The organism is Streptomyces sp. NBC_01334 (assembly GCF_035983595.1).
In the GTDB taxonomy this organism is placed as follows: domain Bacteria; phylum Actinomycetota; class Actinomycetes; order Streptomycetales; family Streptomycetaceae; genus Streptomyces; species Streptomyces coriariae.
The window spans coordinates 2,735,151-2,754,602 of record NZ_CP130718.1; the positions used below are offsets into that span (position 1 = coordinate 2,735,151).

Below are 19,452 nucleotides of genomic sequence, written 5' to 3' on the forward strand. Positions count from 1 at the left end.
CGATTGCCCGCGCTGCCCGTGGTGTCCCTACGCCTCCCTCACCCTCAACGCCCGTGCCAGGTCGTCGAGTTGGTCGACGAGTTTGCGGCGCAGGGCGGGGATGGGGTCGGCGTCGGCCAGGCATTCCTCGCCCAGGCGGAGGGTGTCGGGGGTGACAGCGTGGGTGGGGAAGGCCCAGCGGCCGGCGGCTTCGGCGATGGCGGGGCCGCGGCGGGCGGCGAGGGTGACGGCGTCCCGGTAGTAGCGGGGGACGTAGTCGGCGACGAGGTCGCTCTGTTCGGGCTGCCAGAAGCCTTGGGCGGTGGCGGTGAAGAGGTAGTTGGAGAGGGTGTCGTCGTCGAACATGGCGGCCCAGGCGGTGCGTTTGGCGTCCGCGTCGGGGAGGGCGGCGCGGCAGCGGGCGGCGCCTTCCCGGCCGGTGGCGGAGGGGTCGCGGTCGAGTTCGGTGGCGATGGCGCGCTCGTCGGTGGCGCCGAGGACGGCGAGCCGGGCGAGGACGCGCCAGCGCAGGTCGGGGTCGAGTTCGGGGCCGCCGGGGACGGTGCCGTCGGCGAGCCAGGCGGCGATGGTGTCGGGGTGGGCGGCGACGTCGATGAAGTGGCGTACGGCGATGAGGCGCAGGCCGGGGTGGTCGCCGTCCTCGGTGCGGCGGATGAGGTCGCGGCAGAGGGCGGAGAGGGTGGCGACGGCGGCGGGGCGCTGCTCGGGGGTGACGTAGCGGTCGGCGACCTGTGCGGAGGCGTAGGCGAGGACGCCCTGGACGAGGGCGAGGTCGGTTTCCCTGGGGAGGTGGGCGCGGGCGGCGTCGAGGTAGGCGGTGGGGGCGAGGTCGCCGTCGCGGACGGCGTCACGCAGGGCGTTCCAGACGACGGCGCGGGTGAGCGGGTCGGGCAGGCCGGACAGGCTGGTGCGGACGGTTTCGGAGGAGGCGGGGTCGAAGCGGACCTTGGTGTAGGTGAGGTCGCCGTCGTTGAGGAGCACCAGGGCGGGGCGCTTGCCGATGGGCTGGGGTGCGTTCTGCGGGATGTCGATCTCGAGGCGTTCGCGCAGGGTGAGGCTGCCTGCGTCGGTGAGGTCGAGGTCGTAGAGGCCGGCGGCGACGCGGTGCGGGCGGCTGCCGTGGTGGGTGATGGTGAGGCTGTGGTCGCCGTTGCTGCCGTGGAGGGTGGGGGTGAGGGTGTCGACGCCGGTGGTGCGCAGCCAGGCGTCGGCCCAGGCGTGGACGTCGCGGTCGGTGTGGGCGGCGAGGGAGTCGATGAAGTCGGCGAGGGTGGCGTTGGCGAAGCGGTGGCGGGCGAAATGGGTGTTGATGCCGGCGAGGAAGTCCTTCTCGCCGAGCCAGGTGACGAGTTGCCGTAGCGCGGAGGCGCCCTTGGCGTAGGAGATGCCGTCGAAGTTGAGGAGGGCGGAGGCGGTGTCGTCGACGTTCTCGGGGGCGACGGGATGGGTGGAGGGGCGCTGGTCGGCTTCGTAGCCCCAGGCTTTGCGGGCGACGCCGAAGTCGGTCCAGGTGTCGGTGAAACGGGTGGCTTCGGTGAGGGTCTGGTAGCCCATGTACTCGGCGAAGGACTCGTTGAGCCAGATGTCGTCCCACCACTGGAGGGTGACGAGGTCGCCGAACCACATGTGGGCCATCTCGTGGGCGATGACCATGGCGCGGGTCTGGCGTTCGGTGTCGGTGACGGCGGAGCGGTAGACGAACTCGTCGCGGAAGGTGACGAGGCCGGGGTTCTCCATGGCGCCGGCGTTGAACTCGGGCACGAACGCCTGGTCGTAGGAGTCGAAGGGGTAGGGCTCCTCGAACTTCTCGTGGTAGCGGTCGTAGCACTGCCGGGTGATCTCGAGGAGTTCGTCGGCGTCGGCGTCGAGGTGGGCGGCCAGTGAGCGGCGGCAGTGGAGGCCGAAGGGGAGTCCCTGGTGCTCGGTGGTGACGGAGTGCCAGGGGCCGGCGGCGACGGCGACGAGGTAGGTGGAGATGAGGGGGGTGGGGGCGGCCTGCCAGCGGCCTTCGCCGAGGTGTTCGGTGATGCTGTTGGCGAGGACGGTCCAGGTTTCGGGGGCCTTGACGGTCAGCTCGAAGACGGACTTGAGGTCGGGCTGGTCGAAGGCGGCGAAGACGCGCTGGACGTCTTCCATGAAGAGCTGGGTGTAGAGGTAGGTCTCGCCGTCGGTGGGGTCGGTGAAGCGGTGCATGCCTTCGCCGGTGCGGGAGTAGCGCATGCTCGCCCGGACGCGCAGTTCGTGGTCGCCGGCGGTGAGGTTCTCGAGGGGGAGCCGGTTGCCGTCCAGGGTGTCCGGGTCGAGGGGCTCGCCGTCGAGGGTGACGGAGTGCAGTGTCGCGGGCCTGACCTCGACGAAGGTGTCCCCGTTGGCGCGCGCGGCGAACCGGATGACGGTGCTGGACTCGAAGGTCTCGTCGCCGGTCGTCAGGTCGAGCTCGATGGTGTAGCGGTGGACGTCGAGGAGCTTGGCACGGCTCTGCGCTTCGTCGCGCGTCAGTACGGACATGAACGACATGCTGCCTGATACCGCTGGCCGGGCACAGGGGCGGATCGGTACGTGCCCTATGTCCCTTCTCGCGCCGGAGCGCCGTGCCGGTCGGCGGGTGGTGCGGGTGCGGCGGGCGGCGCCGACGGGTCGTGTCCGGCCGGTCACCGCCAGTAGCGCCCGCCGCGTGGGTCAGTTCGGTGCGGCGGCGGGGCCGTTGACGGTGTCCTCGGCGATGCGCTCGTGGTGGCGGATCACCTCGGCGATGATGAAGTTGAGGAACTTCTCGGCGAACGCGGGGTCGAGTTTCGCGTTCTCGGCGAGGGTGCGCAGCCGGGCGATCTGGCGGGCTTCGCGGGCCTGGTCGGCGGGCGGCAGCTGGTGGCGGGCCTTGAGGTGGCCGACCTGCTGGGTGGCCTTGAAGCGCTCGGCGAGCATGTGGACGACGGCCGCGTCGATGTTGTCGATGCTGTCGCGCAGCCGGGCGAGCTCCTCGCGGACGGCGGGGTCGACGTCTCCGGGGCCGGGGGTGTTGCTGGTGGTCATGGGCGTTCACCCTAGTGCGTCCGCCGGGCCCGCTCCGGGGGTGGCCTGCCCTTACAGTGGAATCGGGTTCTCGGCGTCTTGGGGGTGCGGGCGTGGCGAACGGCGGGCCGGTCGAGCACGGGTACCCGCACCTGGAGACGGTGCGGGCGGCTGTCACGGCGTTGTACAGGCGGTTGTCGTACGACACCATCCATCAGTTCACGTCGAGTGTGGTGCCGGCGGACGTGGCGTTCTGCGACACCGACGATCTGCATCTGGGGGTGCAGCGGGTGGCGCGTGAGCTGGTGCGCCACTTCCGGTTGCCGCAGGCGCGGATGATCGTCGCGTTCCGTGCGATGGAGCATGCGGCGAACGTCGAACTCACGGCGGGTCCGGAGTACTTCGTCGAGCTGAACGACCGGTTCCGTACGCATCGGCGGGACATCGGCGCGGCGCTGGCGCACGAGATCATGCATGTCTATCTGCATCGGGTGGGGCTGTCGTTCCCGGGGACGCGGGACAACGAGATCCTGACGGACACGGCGACGACGTATCTGGGGGCGGGCTGGCTGTTGCTCGACGCGTACCGGGAGGACGCGGCATCTTCGCAGAAGCTGGGGTATCTGACTCCGGAGGAGTTCGGGTATGTGCTGGCTAAGCGGTCGCTGGTCTTCGGTGAGGATCCGTCGGTGTGGTTCACGAGTGCGCAGGCGTACACGGCGTACGGGCGGGGTCTCGAGCGGGCCCGGCATGACGAGCGGCAGCCTCCGCTGACGGCGGCGGGCTGGGCGGGGCGGCGGCGTTACGCGCGCGATCGCCGGCAGGCCCAGGACCATCCGTCGGTGGCGGCCCCGGACGGCCCGTACAGCTTCGCTCCGGACTCGCCGGGGGCGTTGCGGGTGACGTTCGCGTGCCCCACCTGTCACCAGCGGATCAGGGTGCCGGTACGGGGTCGGGTCCGGGCGCGGTGCGCGTTGTGCCGGACGGTGCTGGAGTGCGACACGTAGGTGCGTCGCCGTCGGGAGGCTCGCGTCCCGTGCACGCGGGTTCTCAGGGGGCCTGGGTCCCGTACACCGGGCCCGGTGGTGTCGTGTGCGTCAGTAGTTTCTGTACGGCCTCCCCGGCCTCGGCGGCGGTCCACCGGGCTCCTTTGTCGGTGGTGGGTCCCGGCCGCCAGCCCTCCATGACGGTGATCCGTCCGCCGTCCGCTTCGAAGACGCGTCCGGTGACGCCGTCGCTCGCGGCGGAGCCGAGCCAGACGACGAGCGGGGAGACGTTCTCGGGGGCCATCGCGTCGAAGCCGTTCTCGGGGGCGGCCATGGTCGCGGCGAAGGTGGCCTCGGTCATGCGGGTGCGGGCGGCGGGGGCGATCGCGTTGACCTGGACGCCGTAGCGGGCGAGTTCGGCGGCGGCGACGAGGGTCAGGGCGACGATCCCGGCTTTCGCGGCGCTGTAGTTGCCCTGCCCGACCGAGCCGAGCAGTCCCGCGCCGCTGCTGGTGTTGATGATGCGGGCGGTGGGCGGGCGGCCCGCCTTGGTCTCGGCGCGCCAGTGTGCGGCGGCGTGTTTCAGGGTGAGGAAGTGGCCTTTGAGGTGGACGCGCAGGACGGCGTCCCAGTCGTCGTCGGCCAGGTTGACGAGCATGCGGTCGCGCAGGAAGCCGGCGTTGTTGACGAGGGTGTCGAGGCGGCCGTACGCGTCCAGGGCGGCGTCGACGAGGCCGGCGGCGCCCTCGGGGGTGGCGATGTCCCCGTGGTGTGCGACCGCTTCGCCGCCGGTCGCGCGGATCTCGTCCACGACCTGTCCGGCGGGGCTGTGGGCGCCGGGTGTGCCGTCGAGGCCGACGCCGAGGTCGTTGACGACGACCCGGGCGCCCTCGGCGGCGAACGCGAGCGCGTGGGCGCGTCCGAGGCCGCGTCCGGCGCCGGTGACGACGACGACGCGCCGGCGGCAGATTCCGTTCATCTCACGTCTCCTTGTTGGCGGTTGCGGCGTCGAGGAAGGCGGGCCGTTCGCCGCCTCCGTGCAGGAGCAGGCTCGCCCCGCTGATGTAGCGGGCGGCGTCGGAGGCGAGGAAGACGGCCGCGGCGCCCACGTCGGCGGGGAGGGCGAGCCGGCCGAGCGGGACGGTGCGGGCGACGGCTTCGACGCCGTCCTCGCCGCCGTAGTGGAGGTGGGTCAGTTCGGTGCGGACCATGCCGACGACGAGGGTGTTCACGCGCACCCGGGGCGCCCATTCGACGGCCATGGAGCGGGCGAGGTTCTCCAGGCCGGCCTTGGCCGCGCCGTAGGCGGCCGAGCCTGGCGAGGGGCGGCTGCCGCTGACGCTGCCGATCATCACGATCGAGCCGTTCGCGTGCTCGAGGTGGTCGTACGCGGCGAGGGAGACGGTCAGTGGTGCGAGGAGGTTGAGTTCGATCACGCGCGCGTGCCGTGCGGCGTCGGTGTGCGCGAGGGGGCGGTAGGGGGCGCCGCCGGCGTTGTTGACGAGGATGTCGAGCCGGGGCAGGTCGGTGAAGAAGCGCTGTACGGCGTCGGTGTCCCGGACGTCGAGCGGTATGAACTCGGCTTTTTCGAGGGGGTGTTCCGGTGGCCGGCGGGCGCAGACCACGACCTGGGCGCCCGCGCGTGCGAGGGAGCGTGCGATGCCGGCGCCCACTCCGCGCGTGCCGCCGGTGACGACGGCGACCTTCCCGTCCAGCTCCATTCGCTGCTACCTTCCACCTAACAAACGTTTGGTGGAAAGGTAGCTGATGCTTCCATGGGTGTCTCCACCTCGTCCCCGGAAAAGGGGCCGGACAAGGGGATCGCGCTCGTCACGGTCGACTTCCCGCCGGTGAACGCGTTGCCGGTGAGCGGCTGGTTCGCCCTGGCCGACGCCCTGCGCGCGGCCGGCCGCGCTCCCGGAACCCGGTGTGTGGTGCTGGCCGCCGAGGGGCGCGGGTTCAACGCGGGCGTGGACATCAAGGAGATCCAGGCGCAGGGGCCGAGCGCGCTCGTCGGCGCCAACCGCGGCTGCTTCGAGGCGTTCGCCGCGGTGTACGAGTGCGAGGTCCCGGTGGTGGCGGCGGTGCAGGGCTTCTGTCTGGGCGGCGGCGTCGGCCTGGTGGGGAACGCGGACGTGATCGTGGCGAGCGAGGACGCCGTGTTCGGGCTGCCGGAGCTGGACCGGGGCGCCCTGGGCGCGGCCACGCATCTGTCCCGGCTGGTCCCCCAGCACCTGCTGCGCGCCCTGTACTACACCTCGCGCACGGTCACGGCGGCCGAACTGCACGGGCACGGCTCGGTGTGGCGGGTGGTGCCGCCGGGCGGGCTCCGCGCGGCGGCCCTGGAGCTGGCCGGCGAGATCGCCGCGAAGGACGGGGAGCTGCTGCGGCTGGCCAAGGCGGCCATCAACGGCATCGACCCGGTCGACGTGCGCCGCAGTTACCGCTTCGAGCAGGGCTTCACCTACGAGGCGAGCGTCGGCGGGGTGGCCGACCGGGTCCGTGACACCTTCGGAAGGGACGGTGACTGAGTGAGCGCCGACGCCGACAGGCCCACCGGCACGAGCGGGGCCGACAGGACCGACATGACTGTCAGGGCAGACAGGGCAGACAGGGCGGACAAGTTGCTGTCCGCGGACGAGGCGGTGTCCCGGCTGCGCAGCGGCATGACCCTCGGCATCGGCGGCTGGGGCTCCCGCCGCAAGCCGATGGCGCTGGTCAGGGCGCTGCTCCGGTCGGAGGTCACCGATCTCACCGTCGTGTCGTACGGCGGCCCGGACGTCGGGATGCTCGCCGCGGCCGGCCGGATCCGGAAGCTGGTCACCGCCTTCGTCACCCTCGACTCGATCCCCCTGGAGCCGCACTACCGCGCGGCCCGCGAGCGCGGGGCCTTCGAACTGACGGAGGTCGACGAGGCGATGTTCATGTGGGGTCTGCACGCGGCCGCGAACCGGCTGCCCTTCCTGCCCGTGCGGGCGGGGCTCGGTTCGGACGTGATGCGGGTCAACCCCGGTCTGCGGAAGGTCACTTCGCCGTACGAGGACCAGGAGACGTTCGTGGCCATGCCGGCCCTGCGGCTGGACGCGGCCCTGGTGCACGTCAACCGGGCCGACCGGCTGGGCAACGGGCAGTACCTGGGCCCGGACCCGTACTTCGACGACCTGTTCTGCGAGGCGGCGGACGCGGCGTACGTCAGCTGCGAACAGGTCGTCGACACCGCCGAGCTGACGAAGGCGGCGGCGCCGCAGACGCTGCTGGTCAAGCGGCACACGGTGACCGGGGTGATCGAGGCCCCGAACGGGGCGCACTTCACTTCCTGCGCCCCCGACTACGGCCGGGACGAGGCGTTCCAGAAGCGGTACGCGACGACGCCCTGGCCCGAGTTCGCGGCGCGGTTCCTCGCCGGGGACGAACAGGCGTACCGGTCGGCGGTCGAGGAGGAGTCATGAGCGGGGGCGTGAGCGAGGTGACGCGCGCCGAGTACTGCGTGATCGCCTGCGCGGAGGCATGGCGCGGCGCGGGCGAGATCCTGGCCAGCCCCATGGGCCTGATCCCCTCGGTCGGTGCCCGCCTCGCCCGGCACACCTTCGCGCCGGACCTGCTGCTGACCGACGGGGAGGCGCTGCTCGTCGGTCTCGACGGCACCGTCGAGGGCTGGCTGCCGTACCGGCAGCATCTGGCACTGGTCACCGGGGGCCGGCGGCACGTGATGATGGGCGCGAGCCAGATCGACCGGTACGGCAACCAGAACATCGCGTGCATCGGCGACTGGGCGAAGCCCACGCGGCAGTTGCTCGGGGTGCGCGGCGCGCCGGTCAACACGCTGAACAACCCGACGAGTTACTGGGTGCCGAGGCACTCCCGGCGGGTGTTCGTCGAGCGGGTCGACATGGTGTGCGGGGTCGGGTACGACCGTGCGGCCGGCGCGCGCCATCACCGCATTCCACGGGTCGTCTCCGACCTCGGCGTGTTCGACTTCGCCACCCCCGACCGGTCGATGCGGCTGGCCTCGCTGCACCCCGGGGTGAGTGTCGAACAGGTCCGGGAGGCGACGGGGTTCGACCTCGTGGTCCCGGACGAGGTGTCGCGCACCCGTGAACCGACCGCGGGCGAACTGGGTCTGATCCGCGAGGTGATCGACCCGGGGAACACCCGGGCCCGGGAGGTCTCCGGCTGATGGAAACGGCGCTCACCCGGCTGGTCGGGGTCCGTCACCCGATCGTGCAGACCGGGATGGGATGGGTGGCGGGCCCTCGCCTGGTGTCGGCGGCGGCGGACGCGGGGGCGCTGGGCATCCTGGCCTCCGCGACCATGACGGTCGACCAACTGCGGGCGGCGGTGCGCGAGGTGCGGTCGCGGACGGCGGCGCCTTTCGGGGTCAATCTGCGGGCCGACGCGGCGGACGCCGGCGACCGGGTGCGGATCGTCCTCGACGAGGGCGTGCGGGTCGCGTCCTTCGCGCTCGCGCCCTCCCCGGAGCTGATCGCCGAGCTCAAGGAGGGCGGGGTCGTCGTCATCCCGTCCATCGGGGCCCGCCGGCATGCCGAGAAGGTCGCCGCGTGGGGTGCGGACGCGGTGATCGTGCAGGGTGGGGAGGGCGGCGGACACACCGGGGACGTGGCGACGACGGTGCTGCTGCCGCAGGTGGTGGACGCCGTGGACATCCCGGTCGTGGCGGCGGGCGGCTTCTTCGACGGGCGGGGACTGGTGGCGGCGCTGGCGTACGGGGCGGCCGGGGTCGCGATGGGCACCCGGTTCCTGCTCACCTCGGACTCGCCGGTCCCGGACGCGGTGAAGGCCCGGTACCTGGCGGCGACGGTGCGGGACGTCACCGTCACCCGGGCGGTGGACGGCCTCCCGCACCGCATGCTGCGCACCGCTCTGGTCGACGCCCTGGAGGACGCAGGCCGGGCCAGGGCCCTGGTGCGGGCGGTGCGTCACGCGGCCGGCTTCCGCAGGCTGTCCGGCCTCACCTGGCGGGAGATGGTCCGCGACGGCCTGGCCCTGCGCCACGGCAAGGATCTCGCCTGGAGTCAGGTGCTGCTCGCCGCGAACACCCCGATGATGCTCAGGTCCGCGATGGTGGAGGGGCGGACGGACGCCGGGGTGATGGCAGCCGGGCAGGTCGCCGGGGTGATCGACGACCTGCCGTCGTGCGCGGAGCTGGTGGCCCGGATCATGCGGGAGGCGGAGGAGACACTCGCCTCCCTGGACCGGCTCGGAGCCGCTCGTCGACCGTCACCTTCGTAGCGGTCACAGCGGCCCGCCGACCGTCACCTTCGTAGCGGTCACAGCGGCCCGCCGACCGTCACCTTCGTAGCCGTCGTCACAGCCGCTCGATGATCGTCACGTTGGCCTGGCCGCCGCCCTCGCACATGGTCTGCAGGCCGAACCGGCCGCCGGTGCGTTCCAGTTCGTGCAGCAGGGTGGTCATCAGCTTGGCGCCGCTCGCGCCGAGCGGGTGGCCCAGGGCTATCGCGCCGCCGTTGACGTTGACCCTCTCCGGGTCCGCGCCGGTCTCCTTCAGCCAGGCCAGGACGACGGGCGCGAACGCCTCGTTGATCTCGACGAGGTCGATGTCGTGGATCGACAGCCCGGTCTTCTTCAGGGCGTGCGCGGTGGCCGGGATCGGAGCCGTCAGCATGCGGATCGGGTCCTCACCTCGGACGGAGAGGTGGTGCACGCGCGCGCGTGGCGTCAGGCCGTGCTCGCGCACCGCCCGTTCCGAGGCCAGCAGCAGGGCCGCCGCGCCGTCGGAGACCTGCGAGGAACAGGCGGCGGTGACGGTCCCGCCGTCGATGACGGGCTTCAGCGCGGCCATCTTCTCCAGGGAGGTGTCCCGGCGCGGCCCCTCGTCGGCGGTGACCTCCCCGTGGGCGACGGTCTCGCGGGCGAAGCGGCCCTCGTCGATCGCCCGCACCGCCCGCCGGTGCGAGCGCAGGGCGAACTCCTCCTGGTCCCGGCGGCTGATGCCCCACTTCGCGGCGATCATCTCGGCGCCGGCGAACTGGTTCACCGGCCGGTCCCCGTACCGCGCGCGCCAGCCCTCGCTGCCCGCGAAGGGGCCCTGGGTGAAGCCGAGCGGCTCGGCGGCCTGCCGGGTGGCGTAGGCGATCGGGATCTGCGACATGTTCTGCACGCCGCCCGCGACCACCAGGTCCTGGGTCCCGGACAGCACGCCCTGCGCGGCGAAGTGCACGGCCTGCTGCGAGGAGCCGCACTGCCGGTCCACGGTCACGCCCGGCACCTCCTCGGGAAGCCCGGCGGCCAGCCAGCAGGTCCGTGCGATGTCCCCGGCCTGCGGCCCGACGGTGTCCAGGCAGCCGAAGACGACGTCCTCGACGGCGGCCGGGTCGATCCCGGCCCGCGCGACGAGCTCCTTCAGCACATGCGCGCCGAGGTCGGCCGGATGGACCGTGCTCAGTCCTCCTCCGCGCCGCCCGACGGGCGTACGGACCGCTTCGACGATGTAGGCCTCGGCCATGTCAACTCCCTCACAGGAAAGGGCTATTCACGTACGGCGATCCCGTCCAGCACCATCGACAGGTACTGCCGGGCGATCTCCTCCGGGCTGTGCTGCCCGCCGGGCCGGTACCAGGACGCGGCGACCCACACGGTGTCGCGGACGAAGCGGTAGGCGAGGCGGGTGTCGAGGTCGGTGCGGAAGACCCGGTCCGTGACGCCGCGCTCCAGCGTGGACAGCCACGCCTTCTCGAACCGGCGCTGCGACTCGGCGAGGAACGCGAACCGTTCCTGCGCCACGAGCTGCTTGCTCTCCTTCTGGTAGATCGCGACGGCGGCGCGGTGCCGGTCGATCTCCCGGAAGGACTCGGTGACCAGGGCCGCGAGTGTCTCCCGGGGGCCGAGCTCGGCGCCCAGGACGGTGTCGTAGCCGTCCCAGAGCTCGTCGAGGAAGGTCCGCAGGATCTCCTCCAGCATCGATTCCTTGGAGTCGAAGTGGTAGTAGAGGCTGCCCGCGAGCATGCCCGCGTGGTCGGCGATCTTCCGGACGGTGGTGGCGTTGTAGCCCTGTTCGGCGAAGACCTCGGCGGCGGTGTCGAGGAGTTCACGGCGACGCGCGGGCGCCGCGGTCACCTGGGGCTTCTTCTTGGTCGGCACGAACACATTGTCGTCGCTCCGGCCGTCAGGCGTGCTGGCCGCTGACGGAGACGACCTCGCCCGTCATGTACGAGGAGTAGTCCGACGCCAGGAACACGATCACGTTGGCCACCTCCCAGGGTTCGGCGTACCGCCCGAAGGCCTCCCGGCCGGTGAGTTCCTCCAGCAGTTCGGCCGAGGTCACCTTCACCAGGTGCGGGTGCATGGCGAGGCTCGGCGAGACGGCGTTGACCCGTACGCCGTACCCGGCCGCCTCGATCGCCGCGCAGCGGGTCAGCGCCATCACGCCCGCCTTCGCGGCGGCGTAGTGCGCCTGTCCGGCCTGGGCGCGCCAGCCGACGACGGAGGCGTTGTTGACGACGACTCCCCCGCCGGTCTCCCGCATCAGCCGCAGGGCGGCCCGGGTGCACCGGAAGGTGCCGTTGAGTGTGACGTCCAGGACGCGTGACCACTGCTCGTCGGTCATGTCGACGAGTTCGGAGGTTCCGCCGAGGCCCGCGTTGTTGACGACGACGTCCAGCCGCCCGTGTTCGCGCACGGCGGTGTCGAACAGGGCCCGCACCTGGCTGTCGTCGGTGACGTCGCACGGCAGGGCGGCCACCGACGCCTCGCCGAACTCGGCGGCCAGTTCGGCCTGGTACGCCTTGAGCCGCCGTGCGTGGGCGTCGCTGATCAGCACGCGCGCGCCCTCCTCCAGGAAGCGGCGCGCGGTCGCTCCGCCGATGCCCGCGCCGGCCGCCGCGGTGATCACGGCGCTGCGGCCGTCGAGCAGCGCGTGCCCGGGAACGTACGGCGGACCCTCGACGTTCTTCATGACGGCACGCTAACCTACCAAACACTTGTTAGGGAAGAACGAAGGCACCCGAAGGACGCACGCGCAGGACATCCGTCAAGGACGCACGGACGCACCCGTGGGTCGCGCACCCGAGGAGGGACCGGTGGACCTCGCACACTCCCCCGCCGACGAGGCGTTCCGCGCCGAGGCCCGGGCCTGGTTGCGCGCGCGGGTGCCGTCCGAGCCGTTGCCCTCCCTGGAGACCGCCGAGGGCTTCGCGGCGCACCGCGCGTGGGAGGCCGAACTGGCCTCGGGCGGCTGGTCGGTGGTCAACTGGCCGACGCGCTACGGCGGACGGGACTGCGGGCTGATGCGCTGGCTGGTCTTCGAGGAGGAGTACTACGCGGTGGGCGCCCCGGCCCGCGTCAACCAGAACGGCGTGAGCCTCCTCGCCCCCACCCTGCTCGACCACGGCACCGAGGAACAGCGGGCCCGGGTCCTGCCCCCGATGGCCACAGGGGAGGTCGTCTGGGCGCAGGCCTGGTCGGAGCCCGAGGCCGGGTCGGACCTGGCCGCGCTGCGGGCCAGGGCGGTCCGCGTGGCCGGCGGCTGGCGGCTGAGCGGCCAGAAGACCTGGTCCTCGCGCGCGGCCTTCGCCGACCGCGCCTTCGGCCTGTTCCGCACCGACCCCGGCGCCCCGAAACCCCATCTGGGGCTCACCTACGTCATGTTCGACCTGCGGGCCCCCGGAGTCGGCGTCCGCCCCATCGGCCGCCTGGACGGGAAGCCGGCGTTCGCCGAACTGTTCCTGGACGAGGTGTTCGTGCCGGACGAGGACGTGATCGGGGAGCCGGGCCAGGGCTGGCGGATCGCGATGTCGACGGCGGCCAACGAACGCGGGCTCACCCTGCGCTCCCCCGGCCGCTTCCTCGCCTCGGCCGACCGCCTGCACGCCCTCTGGGTGGACCGGGGCAGCCCGCGGTCCGGCGCGGCCCGCGTCGCCGACGCCCTGATCGGCGCCCGCGCCTACCAGCTGTTCACCTACGCGGCCGCCTCCCGCTTCCTCGCCGGGGAGCGGCTCGGCCCGGAGTCGAGCCTGAACAAGGTCTTCTGGTCGGAGTACGACATCGCGCTGCACGAGACGGCGCTGGATCTGCTCGGCGCGCTGGACGCGGAAGGGGAGGCGGCCGACACCGACTGGTCGGAGGGTTATGTCTTCTCCCTGGCCGGCCCGATCTACGCGGGCACGAACGAGATCCAGCGCGACATCGTCGCCGAGCGGCTGCTCGGCCTGCCGAGGGGACGCCGTCGATGACTTCGCCCAGACCGGCTCCGCCGGCGATGCGCTTCCTGCTGGACACCGAACAGCGGGCGTTCGCCGCTTCGTTGGACGCGATGCTGAGCGCGGCCGACACCCCGGCCGTGATCCGTGACTGGAGCCGGGGCGAGCGGGCGAGCGGCCTCGCCCTGTGGTCGCGGATCGCCGAGGCGGGCGTGTTCGCCCTGGCGGTCCCGGAGGCGTACGAGGGGCTGGGGCCCCGGCCGGTGGACCTGGCCGTCGCCTTCGTGGAGCTGGGGCGGCACGCGGTGCCGGGACCGCTGGTGGAGACGGTCGCCGCGGCGGCCCTGCTGCTCGATCCGGGCCCCGCCGAGCGGTTCCTCCCCGCTCTGGCCGCGGGCAGCTCGATGGCCACGCTGGCACCCGAGGGCTCGTACGCCGTGGACGGTGACGCGGCGACCTTGCGGCTGGCGCAGGCCGCCGACGGCCTGCGGCTGGCTCCCGGACACGGTCCGGTGCGCCCCTCCCTCGACCCCGCCCGTCGCCTCACCCGGCTGCTGCCGGGCGGCGAACTCCTCACCCCGGACCCGCCCATGGACCGTGCCCTGTGCTGGGCCCGTCTCGCCACCGCCGCGCAGGCTCTCGGGGTGGGTCTGGCGCTGCTGGAGCGGACCGTGGCGTATGTCGGGCAGCGCGTGCAGTTCGGCGTCCCCGTCGGCTCGTTCCAGGCGGTCAAGCACCGGCTGGCGGACGCGAAGATCGCGTTGGAGTTCGCCCGCCCCCTGGTCCTGGGCGCCGCCGTGACGATGAGCCCGGCGGATGTCGCCGCCGCGAAGGTGAGCGCCTGCGAGGCGGCGTACACGACCGCGCGCACCGCACTCCAACTGCACGGCGCGATCGGCTACACGGCGGAGTACGACCTGTCGCTCTGGCTCACCAAGGCCCGCGCCCTGCGCACGGCCTGGGGCACCCCGGACGACTGCCGGGCGGAGGTCCTGCGCGGGCACACCTAGCCTCAGCCGGTCACCTTGGCGACGAACGCGGCGAGGTTCGCCACGGTCCGCCCGATCTTCTCCTCCAGCGTGATCGTCTCGGGCAGCCTGGCCCCGACGCCCGCCTCCCGCTTGCCCCGCACATACAGCGAGCAGGCGAGGTCGCTGCAGATGTAGGCCCCCACCGAGTTGCCCTGCTGGCCGGCTCTGCCCGCCTTCGGCGCGACCATCAGCGAGACGCCGCCGGAGTGGGTGGTCAGGCACATCGTGCACATACTGCGCCGGGCCTGCCACGAACCCGAGGTGGAGGAGCGCAGCGCGAGGGCCTTCGGCCGGCCGTCCAGCTCCACGGCGAGGTAGGCCCGGTCGGGGGCCTGGGGGTCCCGCCAGCCGAGGTAGTCCAGGTCCTCCCAGGGCCGGTCGGCCAGGTCGCGGGGGACGGCCAGGCGCTTGGCCTCGCCCTTGGTGCAGTTGACGAACGCGGCACGGATCTCTTGCTCGGTGAGCGGCTTCATATAACGCAGGCTAATTTGCCTAAAGCTTTTAGGCAAACGCATAATGACTCTCGGCGGAGAGGTACGGGGCGAGACGCAGGAGGACGGGCATGGGGCGTGTGGGGCTGAGCACGGATCGTCTGGTCCGGGCGGGCGCGGAGCTGGCCGACGAGGTCGGCTTCGACCAGGTGACCGTCTCGGCGCTCGCCCGGCGCTTCGACGTCAAGGTGGCGAGCCTGTACTCGCACGTGAAGAACTCCGAGGACCTCAGCACCCGGATCGCCCTGCTCGCCCTGGAGGAACTCGCCGACCGGGGCGACCTCGCGCTGGCCGGGCGGGCGGGCAAGGACGCCCTGACCGCCCTGGCCGACGTCTACCGCGACTACGCCCGCGAACACCCCGGCCGCTACGCCGCGGCCCAGCTGCGACTCGCCCCCGAGACGGCGGCCGCGAGCGCCGGACCGCGGCACGCCCGCATGACCCGGGCGATCCTGCGCGGCTACGACCTCACCGAGCCGGACCAGACCCACGCCGTCCGGCTCCTGGGCAGCGTCTTCCACGGCTACGTCAGCCTGGAGCTCGGCGGCGGCTTCAGCCACAGCGCCCCCGACACCCAGGAGACCTGGACCCGGATCCTGGACGCCCTGGACGCCCTGCTGCGCAACTGGCCGCCCAAGAACTGACCGGACCTGCACCCCGGCACCCAGGCAGGCGGGCAGGCGGGCAGGCGGGCAGGCGGGCAGGACGAGCCTGTGTCAGTGTCCGGGCCCGCCGGTCAGTTCGCGATGCTCCTCCGGCGTCGGCTTCGGGATATGGCTGTCCGCCCCGAACATGGCACGCGCGAGCCGCGCCCGTACCCGCTGGGACACCGTGACCGGCCGCCGCACACCGTTGTGGTCGACGAGCGGCCCGATCTCGTACGGCGGGTGCTGCTCGTGCTGGGTGAGGGTGAACAGCTGGGCCTGGTTCAGGGGTTCGTGGACCTCCACGTACTCGCCGTGCGGAAGACGCTTGATGGTCCCCGTCTCGCGGCCGTGCAGCACCTTGTCCCGGTCCCGGCGCTGGAGGCCCAGACAGATCCGCTTGGTGACCATGAAGGCGACGACCGGGGCGGCGAACACGGCGACCCGTACGAACCAGGTGATGGCGTTGATGGACAGATGCAGATGCGTGGCCACGATGTCGTTGCCGCCACCGATCAGCAGCACCACGTACAGGGCCAGCCAGGCCACCCCGAGGGCGGTGCGCACGGGCGCGTTGCGCGGCCGGTCGAGGATGTGGTGCTCCCGCCTGTCACCGGTGATCCACGCCTCGACGAACGGGTAGATCCCGATGGCGAGCAGGATCAGCGGGAACAGCGTGAAGGGGATGAGGACGCCGGGCACCAGGGTGTGGCCCCAGACGTTGATCTCCCATCCCGGCATCACCCGGATCAGCCCCTCGGAGAATCCGAGGTACCAGTCCGGTTGCGCGCCCGTCGTCACCAGGTCCGGACGGTAAGGGCCGAACGCCCACACCGGGTTGATGCTCGCGATCCCGCCCATGACCGTCAGCACGCCGAAGACCAGGAAGAAGAACCCGCCCGCCTTCGCCATGTAGACCGGCATGAAGGGCATGCCGACGACCGACCTCTGGTCGCGTCCGGGCCCGGGATACTGCGTGTGCTTGTGGAAGAACACCAGGATGAGATGGGCGACGACGAGCCCCAGCATGATCCCGGGCAGCAGCAGCACATGGATCGGGAAGAACCGGGAGATGATGTCGTGCCCCGGGAACTCCCCGCCGAAGAGGAAGAACGACATGTACGTCCCGATGATCGGGACGGACAGGATCGCGCCGTCGGCGAACCGGACGCCGGTGCCGGAGAGCAGGTCGTCGGGGAGCGAGTAACCGGTCAGTCCGGTGAGGATGCCGAGGAACAACAGGGTCCAGCCGAACAGCCAGTTGACCTCGCGCGGCTTGCGGAACGCGCCGGTGAAGAACACCCGCATCATGTGCACCAGCATGCCGGTGACGAAGACCAGAGCCGCCCAGTGGTGGATCTGCCGGATCAGCAGCCCGCCGCGCACGTCGAAGCTGATGTCCAGCGTCGACTCGTACGCCTTCGTCATCGTGACGCCGTTGAGCGGGACGTAACTGCCGTCGTAGACGACTTCGGCGCTGCTCGGCTCGAAGAAGAGCGTGAGGTAGACGCCGGTGAGGAGGAGGACCAGGAAGCTGTAGAGACAGACCTCGCCCAGCATGAAGGACCAGTGGTCCGGGAAGACCTTGCGCAGGTTCGTCCTCGCCAGCGCGTACAGTCCCAGCCGCTCGTCGGCCCAGTCGGCGAGCCGCTCACCCCCGCCGGACTCTCCGGGCCTCGAAGTCCCTTCGCCCGCGGCCCCGTTCACCGATCGCGCGTCGTCACCCATACGTCGCCTCCCGCCGGATCAACCCCAGGGTGGCACGGCGGCCCGGCTGAGCCAACGGTGCGGACAGCCCGGGCGAACGGCGCACGGAAACCCTGCGGACGGCCCGCCCTCGACGGCGGCGGGCCGAGCGGCCGGCGGGGCCGCACGCGCCGCCGTCACGGACTGAGGCCGACCACCGCCGTCGGGCCGTGCGCGTGCAGCGTCGCGTCCTCCCCGGTCAGCAGGAGGGCGTCGTGCCGGGCGAGCCGCACCCCGTCGACGTCGGCGGACCCGCCTTCGTCGAGGGCGACGATCAGGGCGTGCGCCGCCCGCAGGCCGAGTCGGCCGCGTACGACCGCGACGGTGGGGGCCGGGGCGCCCCTGCGCCACATCACGTTGAGGTTGACGACGGGCCCGTCCAGCAGCCGGCAGTCGGTCGGCTCGTCACCGGGGAGGTCCTGGGGCACGTACGGTGCGTCGACGAGCCGTCGCCGCCCGCCCACGGTCAGGTCCATGCCCGCGCCCTCGACCAGCGTCAACGTCCGCTCCACCTCGGGGAACACGGAGAACGGGCCGTCCGCTGCGACCTCGGCGAGGCTGACCCGCCAGGTGAAGTCGGCCATGCCCGCGCCCGCCGGGAAGCAGACGATCTCACGGGTCACCCCGCCGCCGTTCTTCCAGGCCATGGCGGCACGCCCGGCGGCGGGCAGCAGGGCGGTCACCGGATGATCCCCTGCGCCCGGGCCGCCCCCAGCCACGCCGGGAACTCCCCGACCAGCCGGTCGTACAGCTCCGCGTCCGACACCTTGCGCGGATCCGAACCGGCGTGGAAGAAACCGGCGTTGTCGACGGCCCGCTTCGCCGGTACGGGCAGTTCGTCGAGCTTGCGCAGGAAGTCGAACTGCTTGCTGCCCCGGTCGCCGAAGCCGATGAACTGCCAGAACAGGGGCAGCTTCGAGGCCTTGCACAAGTAGCGCTCGGCGGCGAGCTTGTTGATCGGGCCGCCGTCGGTCTGGAAGACGACGAGCGCGGGGTCCTTCGACCCGCTGTCGAGGTAGTGGTCGATGACGGCGTCCATGGCCAGGTGGTAACTGGTCTTGCCCATGTGCCCGAGCCCGGCCACGATCCGGTCCACCCGCCCCTGATGGTCGGTGAGGGCGATGTCGGTGACGGCGTCGACATCGGTGGAGAAGAAGACGGCCGGCACCCGGCCGTCGTCGTCGAGGTGCGCGGACAGGCCCAACACCCGGTCGGCGAGCGCCTGCACACTGCCGTCCTGGTAGTACGGCTTCATCGACCCCGAGTAGTCGACGACGAGGTAGACGGCGGCCCGCTGGCCGTCGAGACCGTGCTTGGTGAGGGAGACCCCGGCGCTCTTGTAGAGGTTGACCAGCGCGGGTGCGGTCTCCTGGACCTTGGTGAGACTGATCGCGACCATGGCGCACAGCCTCCCACACCCACCGGCCTTCGCCCTTTTGTTCGTTCGTCGACTAATTAGGATGGAATGACAAGGAACACGACATTCCCGCTCTAGGGTGTGCGGCATGAAACGTGCCGCCGCCCTGGTCTGCGCCGCCGTAGCGTCGACGGTGTATCTGTTCACTCCCGCCCGGCCCGCCCAGCCGACGGCCGGTGTCCAGGCGACCCAGCCGGGCCTCACCGCCCCGACCCAGAAGGAACTGGCCCAGAAGATCGTGGCCAGCGCCGAGAACGGGACCCTGGACTGGCGCAGCGCATACGGCTACGTCGAGGACATCGGCGACGGACAGGGCTACACGGCGGGACTGATCGGCTTCTGCACCGGCACCCACGATCTGCTCACCCTCGTCGAGCGCTACACGCGCGACCACCCGGACAACGCCCTCGCCCGCTATCTCCCCGCCCTGCGCCGGGTCGACGGCACCGCCTCGCACGCCGGTCTGGACCCCGGCTTCCCGGCCGCCTGGCGGGCGGAGTCGACGGTGCCCGCCTTCCGGGCCGCCCAGGACGTCGAGCGCGACCGTGTCTACTTCGGCCCGGCGGTCCACCGGGGCCGGGTCGACGGCCTGGGCGCGCTGGGCCAGTTCATCTACTACGACGCCCTGGTCTTCCACGGCCCCGGCGCGGGCCCGACCAGCTTCGACGGCATCCGGGCGCGCGCGATGCGGCAGGCCCGCACCCCGGCGCAGGGCGGCAAGGAGACCGAATACCTCGACGCCTTCCTGGACGCCCGCCGCCGGGCCATGCTGACCCGGCACCCCGGCATCGACACCTCGCGCGTCGACACCACCCAGCGCCGCTTCCTGAACGAGGGCAACCTCGGCCTGCGCCCGCCACTGCGCTGGCAGGTGTACGGGGAGACGTACCGGGCGCCGTAGAGCGACCCGTACGCCGACAACAGACGGACGGCAAGACGGGCAGACGGG

The 19,452-nt window shown here is 72.0% G+C and carries 20 protein-coding genes; 9 read left to right on the top strand and 11 right to left on the bottom strand.

The features are described from left to right. Positions 1-27: 27 nt before the first annotated feature. Both pepN and OG736_RS12440 read right to left on the bottom strand, forming a co-directional pair. Positions 28-2,508, bottom strand: a complete 2,481-nt coding sequence (pepN, locus tag OG736_RS12435) for an aminopeptidase N (RefSeq protein ID WP_327182483.1) — start codon at positions 2,506-2,508, stop codon at positions 28-30. A 171-nt stretch (positions 2,509-2,679) separates the two neighbouring features. Continuing rightward, a complete protein-coding gene (locus OG736_RS12440) occupies positions 2,680-3,033 on the bottom strand; it encodes a chorismate mutase (protein ID WP_327182484.1) in 354 nt (117 codons plus the stop codon). A 92-nt stretch (positions 3,034-3,125) separates the two neighbouring features. On the opposite strand from OG736_RS12440, the gene OG736_RS12445 reads away from it, so the two are divergent. Continuing rightward, a complete protein-coding gene (locus tag OG736_RS12445; protein WP_327182485.1) occupies positions 3,126-4,019 on the top strand; it encodes a hypothetical protein in 894 nt (297 codons plus the stop codon). Positions 4,020-4,062: 43 nt separating this feature from the next. Here OG736_RS12445 and OG736_RS12450 read toward each other — a convergent pair whose 3' ends face one another. Together OG736_RS12450 and OG736_RS12455 are read right to left on the bottom strand one after the other, a co-directional pair. Continuing rightward, the gene (locus OG736_RS12450; protein ID WP_327182486.1) at positions 4,063-4,977 is read right to left on the bottom strand and encodes an SDR family oxidoreductase; all 915 of its coding nucleotides are present in this window, start codon (positions 4,975-4,977) and stop codon (positions 4,063-4,065) included. Between the two features lies 1 nt (position 4,978). Further along, on the bottom strand, positions 4,979-5,719 hold the full coding sequence (locus tag OG736_RS12455; protein ID WP_327182487.1) for an SDR family oxidoreductase: 741 nt from the start codon (positions 5,717-5,719) through the stop codon (positions 4,979-4,981). A gap of 54 nt (positions 5,720-5,773) precedes the next feature. On the opposite strand from OG736_RS12455, the gene OG736_RS12460 reads away from it, so the two are divergent. The 4 genes from OG736_RS12460 to OG736_RS12475 are packed head-to-tail and all read left to right on the top strand — an operon-like array spanning position 5,774 to position 9,248. After that, positions 5,774-6,529, top strand: coding sequence for an enoyl-CoA hydratase family protein (locus tag OG736_RS12460; protein WP_327182488.1), 756 nt, complete (start codon positions 5,774-5,776; stop codon positions 6,527-6,529). A gap of 54 nt (positions 6,530-6,583) precedes the next feature. Then, entirely contained in the window at positions 6,584-7,447 is an 864-nt protein-coding gene (locus OG736_RS12465; RefSeq protein WP_327182489.1) for a CoA transferase subunit A, read from the top strand. After that, the gene (locus tag OG736_RS12470) at positions 7,444-8,175 is read left to right on the top strand and encodes a CoA-transferase subunit beta (protein WP_327182490.1); all 732 of its coding nucleotides are present in this window, start codon (positions 7,444-7,446) and stop codon (positions 8,173-8,175) included. The genes OG736_RS12465 and OG736_RS12470 overlap by 4 nt, the downstream gene beginning before the upstream one ends. Continuing rightward, positions 8,175-9,248, top strand: a complete 1,074-nt coding sequence (locus tag OG736_RS12475; protein WP_327182491.1) for an NAD(P)H-dependent flavin oxidoreductase — start codon at positions 8,175-8,177, stop codon at positions 9,246-9,248. The genes OG736_RS12470 and OG736_RS12475 overlap by 1 nt, the downstream gene beginning before the upstream one ends. A gap of 76 nt (positions 9,249-9,324) precedes the next feature. Here the strand turns inward: OG736_RS12475 and OG736_RS12480 are convergent, their stop codons facing one another. Genes OG736_RS12480 through OG736_RS12490 form a run of 3 tightly spaced genes read right to left on the bottom strand, consistent with a single transcriptional unit; the run spans position 9,325 to position 11,931 of the window. Then, positions 9,325-10,482 carry an acetyl-CoA C-acetyltransferase gene (locus tag OG736_RS12480; RefSeq protein WP_327182492.1) on the bottom strand — a complete coding sequence of 386 codons (1,158 nt, stop codon included), beginning with the start codon at positions 10,480-10,482 and terminating at the stop codon, positions 9,325-9,327. Positions 10,483-10,505: 23 nt separating this feature from the next. Then, positions 10,506-11,117, bottom strand: coding sequence for a TetR/AcrR family transcriptional regulator (locus OG736_RS12485; RefSeq protein WP_327182493.1), 612 nt, complete (start codon positions 11,115-11,117; stop codon positions 10,506-10,508). Positions 11,118-11,142: 25 nt separating this feature from the next. Continuing rightward, positions 11,143-11,931: an SDR family oxidoreductase gene (locus tag OG736_RS12490; protein WP_327182494.1), complete on the bottom strand. Its 789-nt coding sequence runs from the start codon at positions 11,929-11,931 to the stop codon at positions 11,143-11,145. 124 nt (positions 11,932-12,055) lie between these two features. Between OG736_RS12490 and OG736_RS12495 the strand changes: the two genes are divergently transcribed. Beyond that, positions 12,056-13,207 (top strand): acyl-CoA dehydrogenase family protein, encoded by a 1,152-nt coding sequence (locus tag OG736_RS12495; protein ID WP_327182495.1) that lies wholly within the window; start codon positions 12,056-12,058, stop codon positions 13,205-13,207. Between the two features lie 26 nt (positions 13,208-13,233). After that, entirely contained in the window at positions 13,234-14,184 is a 951-nt protein-coding gene (locus OG736_RS12500; RefSeq protein WP_327187594.1) for an acyl-CoA dehydrogenase family protein, read from the top strand. Positions 14,185-14,186: 2 nt separating this feature from the next. On the opposite strand, the gene OG736_RS12505 is transcribed toward OG736_RS12500, so the two are convergent. Then, on the bottom strand, positions 14,187-14,678 hold the full coding sequence (locus OG736_RS12505) for an FBP domain-containing protein (RefSeq protein ID WP_327182496.1): 492 nt from the start codon (positions 14,676-14,678) through the stop codon (positions 14,187-14,189). Positions 14,679-14,767: 89 nt separating this feature from the next. On the opposite strand from OG736_RS12505, the gene OG736_RS12510 reads away from it, so the two are divergent. Next, entirely contained in the window at positions 14,768-15,340 is a 573-nt protein-coding gene (locus OG736_RS12510) for a TetR/AcrR family transcriptional regulator (protein ID WP_327182497.1), read from the top strand. A 72-nt stretch (positions 15,341-15,412) separates the two neighbouring features. Here OG736_RS12510 and qcrB read toward each other — a convergent pair whose 3' ends face one another. The 3 genes from qcrB to OG736_RS12525 form a co-directional block, all read right to left on the bottom strand. After that, positions 15,413-17,047, bottom strand: a complete 1,635-nt coding sequence (qcrB, locus tag OG736_RS12515) for a cytochrome bc1 complex cytochrome b subunit (RefSeq protein WP_327187595.1) — start codon at positions 17,045-17,047, stop codon at positions 15,413-15,415. A gap of 176 nt (positions 17,048-17,223) precedes the next feature. Continuing rightward, positions 17,224-17,769, bottom strand: a complete 546-nt coding sequence (locus tag OG736_RS12520) for a HutD/Ves family protein (RefSeq protein ID WP_327182498.1) — start codon at positions 17,767-17,769, stop codon at positions 17,224-17,226. Next, positions 17,766-18,485, bottom strand: coding sequence for a vWA domain-containing protein (locus tag OG736_RS12525; protein ID WP_327182499.1), 720 nt, complete (start codon positions 18,483-18,485; stop codon positions 17,766-17,768). The genes OG736_RS12520 and OG736_RS12525 overlap by 4 nt, the downstream gene beginning before the upstream one ends. A gap of 106 nt (positions 18,486-18,591) precedes the next feature. Between OG736_RS12525 and OG736_RS12530 the strand changes: the two genes are divergently transcribed. Beyond that, positions 18,592-19,404 (top strand): chitosanase, encoded by an 813-nt coding sequence (locus OG736_RS12530; protein ID WP_327182500.1) that lies wholly within the window; start codon positions 18,592-18,594, stop codon positions 19,402-19,404. Positions 19,405-19,452 lie beyond the last annotated feature (48 nt).

Excerpts from the sequence above, each read along its gene's own strand:
- OG736_RS12455 (WP_327182487.1), bottom strand. The coding sequence starts at position 5,719 with ATGGAGCTGGACGGGAAGGTCGCCGTCGTCACCGGCGGCACGCGCGGA.
- OG736_RS12510 (WP_327182497.1), top strand. The coding sequence starts at position 14,768 with ATGGGGCGTGTGGGGCTGAGCACGGATCGTCTGGTCCGGGCGGGCGCG.
- OG736_RS12470 (WP_327182490.1), top strand. The coding sequence starts at position 7,444 with ATGAGCGGGGGCGTGAGCGAGGTGACGCGCGCCGAGTACTGCGTGATC.
- OG736_RS12525 (WP_327182499.1), bottom strand. The coding sequence starts at position 18,485 with ATGGTCGCGATCAGTCTCACCAAGGTCCAGGAGACCGCACCCGCGCTG.
- OG736_RS12530 (WP_327182500.1), top strand. The coding sequence starts at position 18,592 with ATGAAACGTGCCGCCGCCCTGGTCTGCGCCGCCGTAGCGTCGACGGTG.
- OG736_RS12505 (WP_327182496.1), bottom strand. The coding sequence starts at position 14,678 with ATGAAGCCGCTCACCGAGCAAGAGATCCGTGCCGCGTTCGTCAACTGC.
- OG736_RS12490 (WP_327182494.1), bottom strand. The coding sequence starts at position 11,931 with ATGAAGAACGTCGAGGGTCCGCCGTACGTTCCCGGGCACGCGCTGCTC.
- pepN (WP_327182483.1), bottom strand. The coding sequence starts at position 2,508 with ATGTCCGTACTGACGCGCGACGAAGCGCAGAGCCGTGCCAAGCTCCTC.
- OG736_RS12465 (WP_327182489.1), top strand. The coding sequence starts at position 6,584 with ATGACTGTCAGGGCAGACAGGGCAGACAGGGCGGACAAGTTGCTGTCC.
- OG736_RS12460 (WP_327182488.1), top strand. The coding sequence starts at position 5,774 with ATGGGTGTCTCCACCTCGTCCCCGGAAAAGGGGCCGGACAAGGGGATC.
- OG736_RS12440 (WP_327182484.1), bottom strand. The coding sequence starts at position 3,033 with ATGACCACCAGCAACACCCCCGGCCCCGGAGACGTCGACCCCGCCGTC.
- OG736_RS12475 (WP_327182491.1), top strand. The coding sequence starts at position 8,175 with ATGGAAACGGCGCTCACCCGGCTGGTCGGGGTCCGTCACCCGATCGTG.
- OG736_RS12480 (WP_327182492.1), bottom strand. The coding sequence starts at position 10,482 with ATGGCCGAGGCCTACATCGTCGAAGCGGTCCGTACGCCCGTCGGGCGG.
- OG736_RS12450 (WP_327182486.1), bottom strand. The coding sequence starts at position 4,977 with ATGAACGGAATCTGCCGCCGGCGCGTCGTCGTCGTCACCGGCGCCGGA.
- OG736_RS12500 (WP_327187594.1), top strand. The coding sequence starts at position 13,234 with ATGCGCTTCCTGCTGGACACCGAACAGCGGGCGTTCGCCGCTTCGTTG.